The organism is Methanogenium cariaci JCM 10550 (assembly GCF_001315945.1).
GTDB lineage: Archaea > Halobacteriota > Methanomicrobia > Methanomicrobiales > Methanomicrobiaceae > Methanogenium > Methanogenium cariaci.
In genome coordinates, this window is record NZ_BBBG01000002.1 from 92,870 (window position 1) to 109,469 (window position 16,600).

Annotated in this window: 14 protein-coding genes and 5 pseudogenes; 13 read left to right on the plus strand and 6 right to left on the minus strand. The window is 53.9% G+C overall.

Annotation, left to right across the window (positions count from 1 at the left end):
- Positions 1-8: 8 nt before the first annotated feature.
- Positions 9-257: pseudogene (locus JCM10550_RS21615) on the plus strand (PQQ-binding-like beta-propeller repeat protein); the annotation flags it as partial.
- A gap of 627 nt (positions 258-884) precedes the next feature.
- On the opposite strand, the pseudogene JCM10550_RS21620 reads toward JCM10550_RS21615, so the two are convergent.
- Positions 885-1,378 (minus strand): annotated as a pseudogene (locus JCM10550_RS21620) (helix-turn-helix domain-containing protein).
- A 408-nt stretch (positions 1,379-1,786) separates the two neighbouring features.
- Here JCM10550_RS21620 and JCM10550_RS02735 point away from each other — a divergent pair.
- From JCM10550_RS02735 to JCM10550_RS02780, 10 genes and pseudogenes are all read left to right on the plus strand, one after another.
- Positions 1,787-3,075: pseudogene (locus JCM10550_RS02735) on the plus strand (aldehyde dehydrogenase family protein).
- Positions 3,076-3,166: 91 nt separating this feature from the next.
- Complete coding sequence (locus JCM10550_RS17985; protein ID WP_157199860.1) at positions 3,167-3,325, plus strand: hypothetical protein; 159 nt, start codon at positions 3,167-3,169, stop codon at positions 3,323-3,325.
- Between the two features lie 31 nt (positions 3,326-3,356).
- Positions 3,357-4,055 (plus strand): ADP-ribosylglycohydrolase family protein, encoded by a 699-nt coding sequence (locus JCM10550_RS02745; RefSeq protein ID WP_062396794.1) that lies wholly within the window; start codon positions 3,357-3,359, stop codon positions 4,053-4,055.
- 26 nt (positions 4,056-4,081) lie between these two features.
- A pseudogene (argC, locus tag JCM10550_RS02750) lies at positions 4,082-5,063 on the plus strand (N-acetyl-gamma-glutamyl-phosphate reductase); the annotation flags it as partial.
- A 124-nt stretch (positions 5,064-5,187) separates the two neighbouring features.
- The gene (locus JCM10550_RS02755; RefSeq protein ID WP_245618648.1) at positions 5,188-5,598 is read left to right on the plus strand and encodes a CBS domain-containing protein; all 411 of its coding nucleotides are present in this window, start codon (positions 5,188-5,190) and stop codon (positions 5,596-5,598) included.
- Positions 5,598-6,785 (plus strand): annotated as a pseudogene (gene argJ / locus JCM10550_RS02760) (bifunctional glutamate N-acetyltransferase/amino-acid acetyltransferase ArgJ). The gene JCM10550_RS02755 and the pseudogene argJ overlap by 1 nt, the downstream one beginning before the upstream one ends.
- Entirely contained in the window at positions 6,782-7,660 is an 879-nt protein-coding gene (gene argB, locus JCM10550_RS02765; RefSeq protein ID WP_062396796.1) for an acetylglutamate kinase, read from the plus strand. The pseudogene argJ and the gene argB overlap by 4 nt, the downstream one beginning before the upstream one ends.
- 331 nt (positions 7,661-7,991) lie before the next feature.
- Positions 7,992-8,285 carry a hypothetical protein gene (locus JCM10550_RS02770; protein WP_062396798.1) on the plus strand — a complete coding sequence of 98 codons (294 nt, stop codon included), beginning with the start codon at positions 7,992-7,994 and terminating at the stop codon, positions 8,283-8,285.
- A complete protein-coding gene (locus tag JCM10550_RS02775; protein WP_062396800.1) occupies positions 8,279-9,367 on the plus strand; it encodes a PAS domain S-box protein in 1,089 nt (362 codons plus the stop codon). Before JCM10550_RS02770 ends, JCM10550_RS02775 begins: the two co-directional genes overlap by 7 nt.
- Before the next feature lie 105 nt (positions 9,368-9,472).
- Positions 9,473-10,273, plus strand: coding sequence for a hypothetical protein (locus JCM10550_RS02780; protein ID WP_157199861.1), 801 nt, complete (start codon positions 9,473-9,475; stop codon positions 10,271-10,273).
- Between the two features lie 35 nt (positions 10,274-10,308).
- Here the strand turns inward: JCM10550_RS02780 and JCM10550_RS02785 are convergent, their stop codons facing one another.
- Positions 10,309-10,599, minus strand: coding sequence for a chorismate mutase (locus tag JCM10550_RS02785; protein ID WP_062396804.1), 291 nt, complete (start codon positions 10,597-10,599; stop codon positions 10,309-10,311).
- 259 nt (positions 10,600-10,858) lie between these two features.
- Between JCM10550_RS02785 and JCM10550_RS21625 the strand changes: the two genes are divergently transcribed.
- Positions 10,859-11,188: a hypothetical protein gene (locus JCM10550_RS21625; RefSeq protein WP_245618649.1), complete on the plus strand. Its 330-nt coding sequence runs from the start codon at positions 10,859-10,861 to the stop codon at positions 11,186-11,188.
- 340 nt (positions 11,189-11,528) lie between these two features.
- A complete protein-coding gene (locus tag JCM10550_RS02795; protein ID WP_062397007.1) occupies positions 11,529-12,107 on the plus strand; it encodes a flavodoxin family protein in 579 nt (192 codons plus the stop codon).
- 468 nt (positions 12,108-12,575) lie between these two features.
- Here the strand turns inward: JCM10550_RS02795 and JCM10550_RS02800 are convergent, their stop codons facing one another.
- The 4 genes from JCM10550_RS02800 to JCM10550_RS17990 form a co-directional block, all read right to left on the minus strand.
- Positions 12,576-13,577 (minus strand): hypothetical protein, encoded by a 1,002-nt coding sequence (locus JCM10550_RS02800; RefSeq protein WP_218185083.1) that lies wholly within the window; start codon positions 13,575-13,577, stop codon positions 12,576-12,578.
- A 67-nt stretch (positions 13,578-13,644) separates the two neighbouring features.
- Positions 13,645-14,544 carry a CARDB domain-containing protein gene (locus JCM10550_RS02805; RefSeq protein WP_062396808.1) on the minus strand — a complete coding sequence of 300 codons (900 nt, stop codon included), beginning with the start codon at positions 14,542-14,544 and terminating at the stop codon, positions 13,645-13,647.
- A 380-nt stretch (positions 14,545-14,924) separates the two neighbouring features.
- The gene (locus tag JCM10550_RS02810; RefSeq protein ID WP_062396810.1) at positions 14,925-16,382 is read right to left on the minus strand and encodes a hypothetical protein; all 1,458 of its coding nucleotides are present in this window, start codon (positions 16,380-16,382) and stop codon (positions 14,925-14,927) included.
- The gene (locus JCM10550_RS17990) at positions 16,354-16,533 is read right to left on the minus strand and encodes a hypothetical protein (protein WP_157199862.1); all 180 of its coding nucleotides are present in this window, start codon (positions 16,531-16,533) and stop codon (positions 16,354-16,356) included. Before JCM10550_RS17990 ends, JCM10550_RS02810 begins: the two co-directional genes overlap by 29 nt.
- Positions 16,534-16,600 lie beyond the last annotated feature (67 nt).

The following is a 16,600-nucleotide window of genomic DNA, read 5'->3' on the forward strand; positions in this document are numbered from 1 at the left end:
CAGTGACTATGGACGGCAGCCGGATTGCCGCCGCGGCTGATGATGAGACCCTGCGTCTCTATACCTCTGCAGGAGAGCTTGTCTGGAGCACAAAAACCGATGATGATCTGGTATCGGTCGCCATCAGTCCGAACGGAACCTACATCGCAGGCGGGACATCTGCCGGGAATGTGTTGCTTTTTTCCGCTGAAGGGGGGGAGGAACGCTGGACGTATGGCCTCTCCCGCCAGCCCGTGACTTCGGTGGCCGTGGCAGACAATGCCCGAACCATCGCTGCAGTTTCTGAAGACGGTGCTTTCTCTCTGATTTCACGGGCAGGCAGTCTTCTCCAGTCCGGGTCTGCCCCCCCGCACGCAGGCGGTGTCTCTGTAACGGCAGACGGTGCCTGTGCTGCTGTGGCAGACCGACAGGGCATCCGGTTCATTGAGCGGGACGGCACCATGAAAAATCATATTAAGGGAGTGGATGCCTCGGTCGCCGCTGCAATGGACGGTGATGGAATGTTGATCGCGGTGACCGATGGTGCCCGCATCAGTGGTTTTATGTGGAATAGTGGAGCCGCACCGGAAGAGGCGGAGTCAACGGCAGGGGGGGCCATAGATAACGAACCAAACGCCCCCCCTGCGGCTGCTGTCACTTCGACACCGGAAGAGGCGCCGGTTTCGACCCATTCCCCCCCTTTCCCTCTGGTGCCGGCGATAGCGGGCCTGTTTTTTCAGCAGGTCTCCCGGCAGTGGGCAGACGGTTCCGGGAATAATCAATATTCTTTTGGAGCTCTTTTTTTGTATTCCCTGTTTTTGTGCAGATTGGATCTGCCACCGGACTGCACGCTCACGGCGACAGCCTACAAACCGGGAAGATTCGGAAAAATAGATCTCTTCTTTTTATTCCCGGCGGCGGATCAGGGATTCAAAGGCTGCCCGATAGGCGTCCGGGCTGGGTTTGATGATGGCCACCGGTATATCGACGATACGCTCCACCAGTGTGGTGAGAATCGGGGGGGCACAGATGATGCCGATGGCGCCGTCCTTTTCGGCACGCACGGCAGCGATGATCACCTCTTCCATTGTGTTTGCACTGTAGCCGTGGATGCGGTAGGTTGTATCGTCTATCGTATATTTCACGGACTGGAGTTCGTCCAGAAGAAACTTTGCCGCGATGACTGCGACAAAGTCCTTCTCTTTCGGGTCAAAGGCATCAGCGATTGCCTTCACCAGTGAGAACCGGGGATCCCTGTCTCCGGAGGTGATCTTGTAGAGGCTCGCAGGGAGATATCCACCAGCCCTGCCAGTTCCTTTATGCTCATACCCCCCCGTCGGTCAAGTTCTTCTTCCAGTGCCGTCCTGAAATCTGTCTCAAATACCCGGGTCGCAAACATCAATGTTCATTAGGACAGCACCCACTTAAGGGTATCCGAGTCTGCCATTGAGGTGGGTTTTGCTGTTGAGGCGGGTATCTGTCTTTCTCTGTCAGGTGTTTGTGCCCCCCCTGCAGGATGGGACAATCCTTTATACCCGGTCACCTGAGTATTCGTGGCAGATGCAAACGGGGGCTCAGGTTGGTGTGCCCCCCCCGGCAGCTCACGACTTATATATGGGCATGGCGTAGTATCTTCCATGCAGGATTTGGAACCATTTCTTGTGGGCGGTGAGTGGCGCACCGGCCCGGCTGTCCTGGACGTCACAGATCCCTATAACGGCAATACTGTGGGGGGGTCAGTCTGTTTAGCGGGGGGAGAGAAGACTGCAATGACGCCCTTATTGCAGCAGAAGCCGGTTTTATGAAGATGCGGAGTCTTCCTGCGTATCGGCGTTTTGAATGCCTTATGGCGATGGCAGACTATCTGGAGGAGCATGCGGACGAGGCAGCAGAGCTCATCATATCCGAAGCAGGCAAACCCCCCCGGCAGGCGGCCGTCGGAGAGGTGATACGCTCGGTTGATGTCCTCCGCATCTCCGCAGAAGAGGCCCGCCGCATCGGTGGTGAAATTCTGCCGATGGACTGGACTGAAGGCGGGGGGGAGGGCCGAACCGGCTACCTCTACCGGGTGCCGCTGGGGGGGATCATCCTCGGGATCACCCCCCCTTTCAACTTCCCGCTCAACCTTGCCTGCCACAAACTCGGCCCGGCCCTCGCCGCGGGCAATGCCTGTATCCTGAAACCGGCATCAAAGACACCGTTCTCCGCCCTCTTACTCGGTGAAACAGCACTCGCAGCCGGTGTGCCTCCCGAGGCCGTATCAATATTGCCCTGTCTCCCGGAAACCGCAGAGGCGATGGTCCGTGACCCACGGGTGTCGATGGTCTCCTTTACCGGCAGCCCGGAGGTGGGCTGGCACCTGCAGGCGGTGGCACACACACCACAGGTCGGGCTTGAACTGGGCGGAAATGCGGCCGTCATTGTGCATGAGGATGCTGATCTTGCCTACGCGGCCGCCCGGATCGTGCGTGGCGCCTTCTCCTATAGTGGGCAGGCCTGTATATCGGTTCAGCGTGTTCTTGTCCACCACGCGGTCTACGATGAGATGCGGCTTTTAATCTGTGAACGTGCGGCAAGTCTCGTCACCGGCAACCCGGTGGCACCAGAGACGGATGTGGGCCGATGATCAGTGAATCTGCAGCGATCGCTGCAGAGAGGAAGATACAGGAGGCAGTGGAAGCAGGGGGGGCAATCTGCTGCACCGGCGGGAAGCGCGTGGGTGCGGTGCTGCAGCCGACGGTTCTTGAACATACCAAACCGGCGATGGCGGTGAACGCATGCGAACTTTTTGCCCCCGGTCTTACCCTCACCCCGTATGAAACATGGGCAGATGCGGTCGCAATGGCAGCGGACACTCCCTATGGTCTGCAGGCGGGTATTTTTACGAATGACATCACCCGTATCCGTGAGGCCGTCCGGGGGGGTATCCCGGTGGGAGGTCTCATGGTCAACGACATCCCGACATTCCGGATGGATCATATGCCCTATGGCGGCACCCGGCATTCCGGCTTTGGTCGGGAAGGGCCCCCCCGGTCTGCCATACAGGAGATGACTGAGGAACGTCTGGTGGTCATCAATCGACAGGGCGGGTGCTAAGAGCCACCCTCATCCTGCTTCCCTTCTGCAGAGCTTTTTTCCCTTCGGCACCGCTATACTACATTATATGCTCAGCAGGTACAGGGGATGCATGCTGGGTGCTGCCATCGGTGATGCACTGGGGATGCCGCAGGAGACGTTGCCCCCCCCTCCCTCTCGCGTCTGGGGGGGGAGAGCTATGGAAGACCGCTGCGCCGCCACCCAAACGAGGCCCTCAGGCCGGGCCAGTTCACCGATGACACCCAGATGATGCTGTGCGCGGCCGAACTGTTCGCTGAAGGGTGTATACCCCAAAGGAATATGGCAGCAGGCTTGCTGCCATGCACGCGAGGAAACGCCTGCGGTTCCCGGACGGTACGGTTTCAACGGCATGTGCCCGCATCACTGCGGGCCTGCCTGACTCCGGTCGTACCTCGACCACTGCCGGGTGCATGGCCCTCGCAGTACCTTTCGCCCTCGCGTTCCGGAACGGTGACGAGATGCGCGATCGTCTGCAGGCTGCCTGTGAGGTCACCCATACCCACCCGGCCGCCTATGGTGCCGCGATCTCCTATGCTCTCTTTCTGCGTGCGGTGCTGCACCGGCATCCCCCCCACCCCCCCTTCCACGTGGCAGAGGAGATTGCAGGAGAATATGATCTCCAGCTCGCAGGATCCATCAGGAATGCCCTTGCGCTGGAGAAGGAAGGCCTCTCTCTGGAGACCGCTCTCATTTCGGTGGGCAATGATGTCGCCGTCTACCACACCTATCCGCTCTCTCTCTTTTTGATTGCCCGTTTTGGACAGGATGAGACGTTTTTACCGGTTGCCACCCATGTCGGCGGCAACACCGATACCATCGGTTTTATCTGCGGGTCATGGCTTGGTGCAGCGGAGGGAACCGCCGGGTTTGGCTATGAACTGGTGATGCAGCTGGAGGATCGGGCCCGCATTGAGGAGACTGCCGAACAGCTCTTTGACCTGATTTCAGCAAAGAATTAATTCCTGTATAGAACGATACCTTTTTTATGGAAATTGCGATCATCGGAGCCTCCGGTTTTACCGGCGGTGAGCTCATCCGCCTCCTTGCAGGCCATTCCGAAGGGGGGGATGTAGTCTGTGCAACCTCCCGGAAGCTTGCGGGAACAGCGGTCGCCAGTACCCATCCGCACCTCAGGGGGGGATTTACTGACCTGGAATATACGAACCCTGATCTGGGTGACATGGATGTCGATGTTGCCTTTCTTGCCGTGCCACACACTGCCGCGATGCAGTATGCCGGTGCCCTGATGGAGCGGGGGGGAATTCGGACGATCGATCTCTCGGCAGATTATCGTCTCCCCCGGGACATCTATGAAAAGGTATACGGCGTTGAGCACACGGACTACCATACGGTACCCTACGGCCTGCCGGAACTGCACAGAAAGGATATACCGGGAGCCCTCTTTGTAGCAAATCCCGGCTGTTTCCCGACCGGTGCGACCCTTGCTGCGGCACCACTTGCGAAACGGGCACACACCATCATATACGACTCCAAGTCCGGTGTCACCGGTGCCGGTGTCTCGCCCTCGGTCACCAATATGTATACCAGTGTCGGCGACAATTTTACCGCGTATAAACTGACTGCCCACCGGCATGTGGCGGAGATGCGCCAGGAGATGGCATTTTTGGGCTCGTCTGCCTCGGTGCACTTCACCCCACATCTTCTGCCGGTGAACCGTGGTATCCTCACGACCGCCCATATCCTGCTTGATGATCCCGTTACCCAGGAAGAGGTGGATGCCTCTATGAGGGGGGGTATTACGGCCGTGAGTACTTTGTGCGTCTCCAGAGACCATCCCTTGCCGGTGTCCGGGGGGCAGCAACTTCTGTGATGTGGCAGTTGAAGTGGAGGATGGCGGCAAACGTGTGGTCGCGGTCTCTGCAATTGACAACCTGGTAAAAGGTGCCTCCGGGCAGGCAATCCAGAATATGAATCTGATGTGTGGGTGTGCTGAACCGGACGGCCTGATGGTCGTCCCCCCTCCAACCCTGATAAACAGCGGTGAACAAACGATGAAAGTACAAGATGTAATGACCCCCCAGGCCGATATCGGTCACCCCGGATACTCCGGTAAGCAAGGTGTCGCTCCTAATGAAGAAGAACCGTATTGGTGGGATACCGGTTACAGAAGATGAAAAACCGGTCGGTATTGTAACAGAGACGGATATCCTCTCCCTGCTTACGATGCCGGAGATCAGTGATGACCTCTGGCTGCCGTCACCATTTGAGGTGATAGAGATCCCCCCCATTCGTGAACTGATGAACTGGGAAAAGACGAAAGATGCTCTCTCTGACATTGGTAGTATGCCCATATCAGAGGTGATGTCAGATGATCTCATCTGCACCGCACCGGATGTGGATATTGAGGAAGCAGCCCATATCATGATGAAAGAGGGCATTGCCCGCCTGCTGGTCGTTGAAGGCGACAATCTTGTGGGTATTGTGACCCGGGCCGACCTGGTACGCGGTCTGGGATCCCGCTACGGCGGGCTGGAGGAGTAATGCAGAGCATCTGTCTTGTTGAAGGGTCCGGGCAGCCGGTGTGCGTGAGGGTAAATACGGTATTGCCCTCATCGCCGCATCCGGCACTGCCGCTGCCGTATTCACCAAAAATCTGGTCTCAGCAGAGCCGGTCCGCCTGATGCGTGAGCGCATTGCGGCAGGCACCCTGGATGGCATCGTCGTCAACGCGGGGAATGCCAATGTCTTTACCGGTGAAAAGGGATATGCCGACGCCTGCCGGATGGCGAAGGATGCAGCGGCCGTGCTCGGCACCGTCCCGGAACGCATCGGTGTCGCATCAACGGGGGGGGTGATCGGCCGGTATATGAAGATGGAGACGGTGACCCGCCAGATTGCAGAGGCAGGTGACATGCTCCGCAGTGATGCCTCGGCAGAGACGGATGCCGCACGGGCCATCATGACAACCGATCTTGTTGAGAAACATGCAGCAGTGGTGCGCGACGGCTTTGTGGTGGCAGGTATCACCAAGGGAAGCGGTATGATCGCCCCCCCGAATATGGGCACGATGCTTGCCTTCGTCTACACCGATGCCGCGATACCGGCACCGGCCCTGCAGGAGGCCCTGCAGACAGCGGCCAACCGGAGTTTTAACCGGGTGGTCGTCGACGGCGACACCTCAACCAATGACTGCGTCTTCTGCACGGCGACAGGCCGTCGCGAAACGCCGGATATGGCTGTCTTCCAGGAAGCACTGGAAGAAGTCTGCATCTCTCTTGCACGCCAGATTGCCGCAGACGGAGAGGGAGCGACAAAGTTAATTGAGGTCAGGGTGACCGGCGCTCAGACCGAAGAGGATGCAGCGGCAGTGGCTCGGACAGTCGTGGGATCTCCCCCCCTGGTGAAGACCGCGGTCTACGGTGAAGATCCGAACTGGGGGGGTCGGATCATTGCGGCCGCGGACGTGCCGGGGGGGTGGACTTTGATCCCTTCACCGCGACCATTGCGGTGACAGATGGTAGCCAACGGGTGGTTCTGGCAGAGAAGGGCAAAATATGTGCCGATAATCTGATGCACCCGGAGGCACTTGCAAAAGCGGCATCTGATGGGGGGGAAAGAGATTATTTTTGAAGTGGCACTCGGTATAGGCAGCGCTGCGGCTGCGGCCTGGGGGGGGTTGTGATCTCACGGAACAGTATGTTGAGATAAACGGGAAGTATACGACATGAAAAGCGAAGATGTGCTGATGGAGGCGATGCCCTACATCCAGAAGTTCCACGGGAAGACGATTGTCATCAAACTCGGTGGGCATGCAATGGTGGATCATACGATCCTTGATACCGCTATTCAGGACGTTGTCCTCCTGCGGTATGTGGGAATAAACGTTGTACTCGTCCACGGCGGCGGACCGGAGATCACCGAGAAGATGGAGGCGATGGGCAAGAAACCGAAGTTTGTGGCGGGTCTGCGTATCACCGATACCGAAACGATGGAGATTGCCCAGATGGTGCTGGTGGGTAAGATTAACGACAATATTGTCTCTGACATCGCAAAGTTTGGTGCTCTCGGGGTAGGCCTATCCGGTAATGACGGCAACCTTCTCATTGCCCGCAAGGCAGGGACAAAGACGGTGATGGTGGATGAGACTTCCCATGAAGTCGACCTCGGGCTTGTCGGTGATATCGATGAGGTCAACCCCCCCCGGATACTTGAAGTCCTGCTGGAAAACCACTACATCCCAGTGGTCGCTCCGGTCGCAATCGACCGGAAGGGACATTCCCTGAATGTCAATGCCGACACCGCTGCAGGGGGGGAGATTGCCGTCGCCCTGCATGCCGACAAACTCATCAATCTCTCGGATATCGACGGCGTGATGAATGCGAACCGGACCCGCACCTACCAGCGCCTCACAATAGAAGAAGCAGAATCGCTTGTCACTGACGGAACTATCGTGGGCGGCATGATTCCCAAACTCGAATCCTGTCTGTATGCATTAAACCACGGTGTCCGGTCGGCACATATCATCAACGGCAACCGTGAACATAATCTGCTCCTGGAATTGTTCACCGATAATGGTGTAGGAACAATGATCCACCTGCCCTGAAGCGGAATGACCGCTTCGGCACCTATTTATCCCATTATGGCCGAAATTGTCCTATGAATATGGCGGGAAACGGCCAGGATTCTCAAAGGGCAATGAGATTAGTTGTTATTGCCAGCCTGACGCTCCTATCGTTTGTGGTGGTGACGACAGGTCTCTCCGCCGGGGGTCACGATCCTGCTGGCCCATCTCTTCTATATCCCGATCATCCTGGAGGCCTACTGGTTTCACCGGAAGGTTCCTCTCTTTGCAGTCGGTGTCGGCCTCTCTTATCTGCTTATTGTGGCAGGATTTGGCAGCTCCACCCTGATTATCGTTACAGCTGGGGGGGAGGGTGGCGCTCTTTGTCGCGGTCAGTCTGCTGGTATCGTACCTTTCGGTACAGCTGCACAGTGAGGAAGAGCGATTTTCCCGTTTGATTGGCAGTGTGAGTGATCCTCTGCTCTGGATGACTGGGGGGGCAGGCACGGTTGCGTATGTGAATGACGCCTACTGCACCCTTGCGGATATTATGCCTGGAACCATCATGGGAAAACCGTATGTCCCGGTATTCTTTAGGGACGTTGCGGGGGGGGAATGGAGGAATTTCTTTCATCCCTCAGTCCGGAGCACCCTGCCGGAATGGTAGAGTCAGTGACTGTCGGAAACGACGGCCAAAGGCATGTGGTGCAGTGGAATGTACACGCCCACTACCAGAGCGATGGCACCATCTCCGGGTCAATTATGATCGGCCGTGATATCACCGCACTCCGGGAGGCGGAAACGGCACTCACCAAAAATGTGGAGACCCTGAAGGCAGTCTTTTCCAATGCGCGGGAGTGTCTGATCATCGGCAACTGTGATAGTAACGGTATGCCGGAGCGAATACTGGATGTGAACCGGTATGGATGTGTGATATTCGGGTATTCTCTCGAAGAGATGCAGTCTCACCGGGTAAAAGACCTCTTCCCGGATGCTCTCCCCCCCTATCTCTCCTCCGCAATGGAGGTGGGGCGTGTCAGCATCACGGATGGTCATATCGAGATCAGGGCACGGGGAAAAGGTGGGGCGCGGTTTCCGGTGGAAGTGGCCATATCCTCTTATGAGCTGCATGGTGAGACCCAGTTTGTGCTCGCGATGCGTGACATCACTGCATGGGTGACTGCCCAGAAGACTCTGACTGAGAGTGAGCGACGGTTCCGTGACTTTGCTGATTTTCTTCCTGTGCCGGCCTTTGAAGTAGAGGCTGACGGAGGTATTCTGTTCCGAAATCTGACAACGGAATCCTTTTTTGGTTATGATGAGGCAGACTGGATGGAAGGGCTCACGATCTTTGCTCTCATCTCATCCGGTGAACAGCCTGAACTGAGGGAAATGTTTCAGGTATGTCTGGTAAAGGATACCATTCTCAGTAACGAGTTTAACGGAGTTCGGCAGGACGGCACCCGGTTCCCTGCCATGGTCTACTGCCGTCGTATGACAGAGAAAGGCATTGTCACCGGGCTGAGGGTGCTGGTGGCGGATCTCACCGAACAGCGGGGGGGCGTGGAAAATGCGCTGAACCGGTCAGAGATGATGTACCGTACGATCTTTGAGAATACGGGAACCGGCATGTTCCTTTTGAACGCTGACGGCACCATCGTGAATACCAACCGTACCGGTGCTGAACTGGTGGGCTATCCCCCCCTCGGCATGCTTCTCAGTGGGCATATGGCTTTGCAGATCTGGTGACGAGAGAGGATCGTATCGGATTCCGTGAGAATGCTGTCCAGATGTTTGCAGGAACGATGGCTCCCCCCCGCACATTGCCATCTGTTGGTCTGCTGGATGCAGAAGATGGTGCATGATACCTGTGTTACACTCTCGTTTATTCCTGACAGTTACCAAATTGCAGTCTCTATCACCGATGAGACCGGAAAAAACCAGTCTGAACGGCTGATCGCCGTTGCAAACGGGATCATCCAGCTCATCATCTATGAGAATGATACAACCAACCTGTTGTCTGCTGCCTGCATAGAGTTTAGCCGCCTTGACCAGTATTATGTTGTCTCCATTGCCCTTTGCAGCGACGGAGAACTGGTTCCGTCCGGAATCTCATCTCCGGCATTCAGGGAGACAGATGCAGTGTTTATCAGCACATCAACTGCTCCGGCCGAAGCAGTTTCATCAAAGATGGTGAGTTACTCCCCCCCGTGGACTATCGGGGACACTGAGACAGGCACGGCTGAAGAGATTGATGTCTTTATCCTCCCAATGATTGCAGGCGACCAGGTGGAAGGTGTGCTCCAGGTTTATATACGGTCGTCTGCGACGGTGACAGAACAGGAACTGACCACCCTGCAGGCGCTTGCCAATGATATCGCCTATGGTATCCGATCACGGCGTCTTGAAGAGCAGAAGGCGGAGGCCATATCGCAGGTTGAACGGAACATGGAGGAATTCTCGATTCTCAATGACCACATACGAAATCCCCTGCAGGTGATCCTGGGGGGGCTGGCAGAAAATGGAGATGCAGCGCATTATGATACCCTGGCAGCGCAGGTAGAGGAGATTGACAATATCGTCCACCGTCTGGATCAGCGATGTCTGGAATCAGAAAAGATACGGGATTTCCTGCGCAAACACTATCATTTTTAGATGACGGACGGGTAAGAGAAAGATAAGGGCGGAGGTCAGGGTAGGTTTCCTTCCCCCCCCGAATATTCCTTTTGTCGTTCTTCGTTCATCGCAATGAGTATATCAAAGATCTTCCGCACTTCCACCGGGTCAATATTTTGGGTGACGGCATACTCAAAGGCCCGGTTCAGTACAAGGGTGCGCTGATCCGGATCCGTTACCGGGGCACCAGTCTGGTGTTTCTCCCCCCCGATGACTGCTGCCGCGAGATGCTGACGTTCTGCGATGAGGTCTATTAACGCGTAGTCAATGCGGCAGATCTCTTCACGGACGCTTTCAAGTGTCATACTATCCTCTCTTCTGCCCGAAACGTAAAAAAGGATCTCTTCTGTCAGGTGGCATGCGGCAGGTAACAACATATTGAATACAGAGGAGTTGAAAAATATACTCATTCATGATCACCGATAAAATTGACCGCGAGGAACGTAAGGATCTGAGCATTGCGTGTCTCGCGCTTGCTCTCGCGTTCACCCTCGTGTTTATCCGCGGGGGGGCTGGGATACGTGGACAGACCTGCTATTCATATTCGTCATATCGGTCATCACAGTGGGTGCCGCCTTTATTCTCCACGAGATGGCACACAAGTTCACGGCGATGAAGTTTGGGTATTATGCGGCATTCAGGAAGGACAACGGGATGCTTCTCATGGGTGTGGCACTTGCCGCCCTTGTAGGTGTGGTCTTTGCCGCACCGGGGGCAACTGTCATATATGGACAGCCCGGCCGTGATATGAGTAAAAAAGAGAACGGTATCATATCCGTAGCGGGCCCGGTGGTGAACCTCTGCTTGGTGTGCTATTCTTTGCGATTATCGTCGCAGGATTTGCCGTGCAGATGTTGCCGGTCATTATCATCGGAACGATGGGTCTCTCAGTGAACGGTATGATTGCCTTTTTCAATATGCTGCCAATCAGTGTGCTGGACGGGAAGAAAGTCCTCGCATGGAACCCGGTGATCTTTGCGATATTGATCGTTCTTTCACTGGGATGGTTCTCTTTGCGACAAACTACGGCGGAGCAATGGATACGGTCATTGGTGCGATATTCGGGTGGTAACCCGGATACCATTTCTCCGATCACTCTTTTTTCTGTCTCTGCCTGTTTTGTCATCGGCATCTTCTCCTGTTTCTTTACAATTCAAGAGATTAATCTCGTGATTTGCGGAGTATACCGCAGAATTAAATATCTCCTTTTTGAAGTAATCATGAGGATATGCCGATGAAAGTTGTAGCATTTAACGGAAGCCCGAGAAGAGATGGCAATACCATCCGCCTGCTGCGGATAGTCTGCGAGACCCTCGAAGAGCAGGGTATTGAGACTGAGATTGTGCAGGTGGGAGGCAAGTGTGTACACGGCTGCATGGCCTGCATGAAGTGTGCGGAGACGTTGAACCACAGATGTGTGCTCACGGGCGACCCGGTGAACGAATGGATGGAAAAGATGTTTGCAGCAGACGGCATCATCATCGGCAGTCCGACCTATTTTGCCGACCTCACACCGGAGATAAAGGCACTCATTGATCGGGCAGGCTTTGTTGCTCTTGCAAACGGAGGTCTTCTCAACCGGAAGGCAGGTGCGGCGGTGGCGGCGGTTCGTCGGGCGGGTGCTATCCATGTCCTTGATTCCATCAACCATCTCTTCGGCATATCGGGGGGGATGGTGACAGTCGGTTCGTCCTACTGGAATCTGGGCATCGGCCTGAATCCCGGTGATGTAGATGCTGATCAGGAGGCCCGAAAGACAATGGAGGATCTTGGAAAGAATCTGGCGTGGGTGCTGAAGAAGATCACAGCATAGGTAGTTTATTCTTTTCACCGTTATTTTATTCTCATAGATTTTGTCATATGTCTGAGAGGCAGGGCATCGGGGGATGATATATTCCCTTTGCCCCCCCCATCACGAGCGCCGGTATCAGTCATTTAGCCCGAAATTATCTTGATCTGTTCTTCAGCTTGTACAGATATAAACCACCGAGAATAGGTATAAGAATAAGTGCAAGTATACTCCCGATCCTCAAAAAGACTAATAGTAAACCTCCCAAAAAGGAATCATCCGGTGTAGATTCTGTCGGTGATAGGACAGTAGTGGTAGGTTGTGTGAGTGCAAAAATGCTGAAATGATCGATCTTCCCGGTAACAGTACGGGTGTTCGGGTCAACAGAAGTTGAACAATTCTCCCAATCGCCTGTTATAGCATTGTGGCATTTAATTACAAAGGTTTGTTCTTTCTCAGACGCATTCCATTCCTCTTCGGTGAGATAGAATGTCAAATCAATTGGTGGCTCAAATGTTGCCCCCCCGGAGGGAATGTCTCCACAGCATGATCCGCAAAAATACAGTGGGATGCCGGTGGCGGTGGAATATCATTAACTGAGGTGATAGTAACCTTTTCCAGATGCCGTTTATCGGCGGTGAGTGCCTGTGTACCGCTTTGTATGTAGAGGCTTGCTCTCCTGTCAGCGGTATAGATGATTTCTGATCTCTGCAGAATACCTTTTCCATCTGAGAATATTATCCCCCCCGTTGTATTAAACACCAGTATCTGCTGTTGGGTTACATTCTGTGGGGTGCCACTGGAGGTGGATGGGTACGGTGATGATGACCCGGAGCCGGGGCTGGTGTGGGTGAGGGTAGTCCCGAAAGGTAATAGAGGTAGTATGTGAGGGGGATTTGTTGCATTTGTCGGGAGCAAAAACTGGAAATTGTACAACCCTCCGTCATAACCCACTATTTTCTCATCAATCGGGATGATAAAGACAAGATTACCATTAATATCCTGTAATAGACCCTCTCTGAAATTACCCACATGTGCTGTCGGCACATTGGATATATCCCCCCCTATGCCTATGATATTGCGATATTCATCGATAGCAGTGAAGGTGTTGGTGCCGGAATCACTTCCTGTGCCGGTTATCAGATCTATTCCTGATACATTACCTGCCCTGAGATCTGAAAGATGCAGTAAAGGCATGGCTGTAGTAGCCAGAATATATTCACCCGGTCTGAACTGGACACCGGTGTCAACCCTGTAGACCGTGGATGCATTCGTTCTGGATTTGATAAAGAAATCCGGGTATTTATCTATCCCTGACTGTATGGGCCCACTATAGTAACCCTGCCAGTAGTTTGTTGTTGAGTATACAGTAAAGTTAATTGAGGTGATATTGCCTCCTCCTGCTTCATGAGTTCCGGCGGATGCAGTTGGGGGGGCACATATCACTGAGATGACGATGATCACACCGATTAAGCCGAATAAATCATCTGACATTTTTCTCCTGTTTTCTTCCATCTCTGTTCATCTCACTCATCGGCGTGGGTCACGCGATGTCTCTTTCTCACTTTAAATCTACATAGAAATCGAGTTCACCTTCAACAGTTGTATTCAGGGCACAGGGCAACACCAGTGTGTAATCGTGCACTGTTCTGATATTTGTGACGAACACCAGATCCTCACTGCCAGTGTATTCACCATCACCTGTGTCGTCACTGATATCCCATACTATACCGGTTCGGTATTGGGCATTCTCAGCACTCACATGGTTCGTCAGACCTGTGCTGTTGATGATCGGGATATTCTCAACCGTTCTCCCATCGTACAGGGTGAATGTTGTTGTATTTCTGGGATTTATCCCGTCTGTACTGAAGAGTTGGGTGATATTGTTGTTCACAAACCCGGTGGCGTTATGTATGTCGGGGGGGATCAGGTTGAGAGCGATGTCTGCGTTTGTGAAATCATTTCCTGTTGACTGGCTGCCGGTTGCATCTCTCCCCCCCAGGGGCACAAGCGCTGTCCAGTTAATGGTGGCGCCGTGTTTCGCTGCATAGATGTTTCCTGTGTTGGTACTGCCCCCCCAGTTCCATGAGAGCATCTTATTGCCGGACGGGTCTGCCAGTATGATATTTCCTGATATGTCTCCGTTATATTCCTGCCAGGCAGAAACATCCAGAGACGAGCTATTGGTGTAGGTGCTGTTTACTGCGTTGTTGTCAGGATCAACCCAGACACTGATATCATGTGTCCCTACGACAGATGTCCATGAGACGGTGGCGGATTTCGTCTCACCTGCATCCAGGTCTGTCATGGTGTCGTTTGCAAACCACTGACTCCAGTTCCCCGCTTCACCATCAAAGAATGATACATTGAAAGAGCGGGTGATGTTTGCCACTCCGTTATTCTTCACTGTTGCGTTAACTGTGATGACTGCGTCTTCTTTTATGTCCCCCCCGGTTTCCACAAGTTGTGATTCATCGCCGGTATATTCAAATGATATGCTGGTGACCGTGAGGTTTTCACTCGCATTGTTACATGTACAGCAGGAATCGTTGCCAAAGGTGAACAGCAGGGTATGTTTGCCGGTTGTGAGTACTTTTGAGAGCTCATAGTTTGTTATAGTTGAGGTGAAATTTTTGATCAGGACGGTGCTGTTTTGCCATTTATAAGATTCCGAGGGGGTTATTACCCTTCCTGACTTCGAGGAATTTCAAGTCGCCGTCCTCTGTACAGTTGTCCCATGTGGTGCAGTTACATGCGGTGATCCTCAGGTCTGCCATTCCGTTGGTGGTAAAGGCGACTGTCCAGTTTCCGCCGATAACAGGATGACTCTGTACATTGATCCTAGGGATCCCCCCGATTGATTTCAAATGTCCTGTTGGACAAACAGGGGGGGACGATCCACTGCAGCGTGTTGGTGGACGAGGTTACCCCGTCAGAGAAGTGGACAGAGTATGCCGGGTTGTCGGTGACATCTGTTCTGGTGTTGTTCTCAACAAGATATAACCGCGTTATGTTGTCCCTCTCTCCGACGGGCGTGTATGCAGTGACGTTATGGTAGTGCACCGAGGCGCTGCTTATGATGGTCACTTCTTTTTTCCATACACCGTTTTCGGTCACCGGAGGGGGGGTTTCTTCCCTATAGGGTGCGGGGGGGTCAGGGTACGTGATCTTTGTCCCGGGACAATTCAGTTCCCATTCGACCGGTTCACCAATTATGGCCTTTTTCTGTCTGGGGGGGACGGGCATATCCTCCAGCACAAGATATGTTCTTTCTGACAGCTGTGGAACAACCCAGGAAACGTTATTCTCCTTCAGTTCCACCTCGATCTCTTCACCTTCTGTACCGCAGGTTTGTTCGATGACTGTAGCGTTCTCTGTTGCATCGATGGTGACCGGGATGTTGGTATAATGGACTGAGGTGTTGTGTTTAACAGTGACCTTCCTGGCGGTTATTCTGGGTTTATCCTCTACGCCAATTTCGCTGTATATACCGATGTCAAACGCATCAGTCGGGATCAGCTGTGAGATGTCGACCGTCTCCTCAGTTACCTCAAGTTCAACGGCGGGGGGGGTTTCGTATGAGATATTGATGATCCGGTCTTCGTTAGGGAGAAGGTCAATCAGCAGGGCACCGGCAGAGATCCGGGTGTCGGGTGAGGCGCTGGAAAGGTTTGAATATTTATCCGGAAGAGGGATGTCAGGAGAATAATCCATTATCTGTGTATCTCCGCAGTTGTGCAGCGTGACCTGCTGATCCCACCTGACCGGTTTGCCCACGGTGATCCCGTTCTGCACCGGTTTATTGGCTATCACTTTGATTTCAGGTGCTGATATGTAAAACTCTGTCTCAGGTTCTTTTTCGGCACTGCTGTCTCCGGCAAGGATGACGGTTGCTTTATATCTCCCGGTGAAGTTGGAAGTGAACGTATATTCATTGCTCTCTTTCGGCGGTATTGTATACGACGTATTTTCCGGGCCGGTGACGGAGAGTGTAGTGTTCATCCCCCCCAGTGGTGCATTAAAATAAATCCTGACGGTCTCGCCCGGAGCGTATCTCTTCTTTTCAGTGGTCAGGGATATATTGTCCGCTCCGGCGGTTCCTTCCCTGACCTCGAACTCTGTATGGTTACCCTGTCCTGATGTGCTCTCTGCCACCACCCGATATATACCGGTTATCGACGTGCCGGTGAATAGATATTCGTCAGGCTGATTTGGTATGGCCCGGTAATGGGCATCGTCCGGGCTGATCACTGTCAGGTTTATTCCGGTATCATTGAGGGGGGATGCCTGACACCGCAATCTGTACACTCTCACCTGTGCAGTAACACTGCCGGTCGGTAATTACGCATAGTGTAGTGGTGTTGTCCGGTATTGCCTGGACTCCCACACTGCACAGTATTACGATGATGATGGCGACCATGGCATTGCGGTTTACCGATCCTTTGTTCATATCAGTTACCATAAGATCCGTGATTCGGGCAGGCCCGAATCATGGATTGGAACTTTTGTCTACTCGT

What these genes read in the sequence shown, in the direction of transcription:
- JCM10550_RS17985 (WP_157199860.1), top strand. Translation starts at nt 3,167, where the DNA reads ATGCTGGGTGCTGCCATCGGTGATGCACTGGGGATGCCGCAGGAGACG.
- JCM10550_RS02755 (WP_245618648.1), top strand. Translation starts at nt 5,188, where the DNA reads ATGAAGAAGAACCGTATTGGTGGGATACCGGTTACAGAAGATGAAAAA.
- argB (WP_062396796.1), top strand. Translation starts at nt 6,782, where the DNA reads ATGAAAAGCGAAGATGTGCTGATGGAGGCGATGCCCTACATCCAGAAG.
- JCM10550_RS02775 (WP_062396800.1), top strand. Translation starts at nt 8,279, where the DNA reads ATGGTAGAGTCAGTGACTGTCGGAAACGACGGCCAAAGGCATGTGGTG.
- JCM10550_RS02780 (WP_157199861.1), top strand. Translation starts at nt 9,473, where the DNA reads ATGGTGCATGATACCTGTGTTACACTCTCGTTTATTCCTGACAGTTAC.
- JCM10550_RS02785 (WP_062396804.1), bottom strand. Translation starts at nt 10,599, where the DNA reads ATGACACTTGAAAGCGTCCGTGAAGAGATCTGCCGCATTGACTACGCG.
- JCM10550_RS02795 (WP_062397007.1), top strand. Translation starts at nt 11,529, where the DNA reads ATGAAAGTTGTAGCATTTAACGGAAGCCCGAGAAGAGATGGCAATACC.
- JCM10550_RS02800 (WP_218185083.1), bottom strand. Translation starts at nt 13,577, where the DNA reads ATGTCAGATGATTTATTCGGCTTAATCGGTGTGATCATCGTCATCTCA.
- JCM10550_RS17990 (WP_157199862.1), bottom strand. Translation starts at nt 16,533, where the DNA reads ATGAACAAAGGATCGGTAAACCGCAATGCCATGGTCGCCATCATCATC.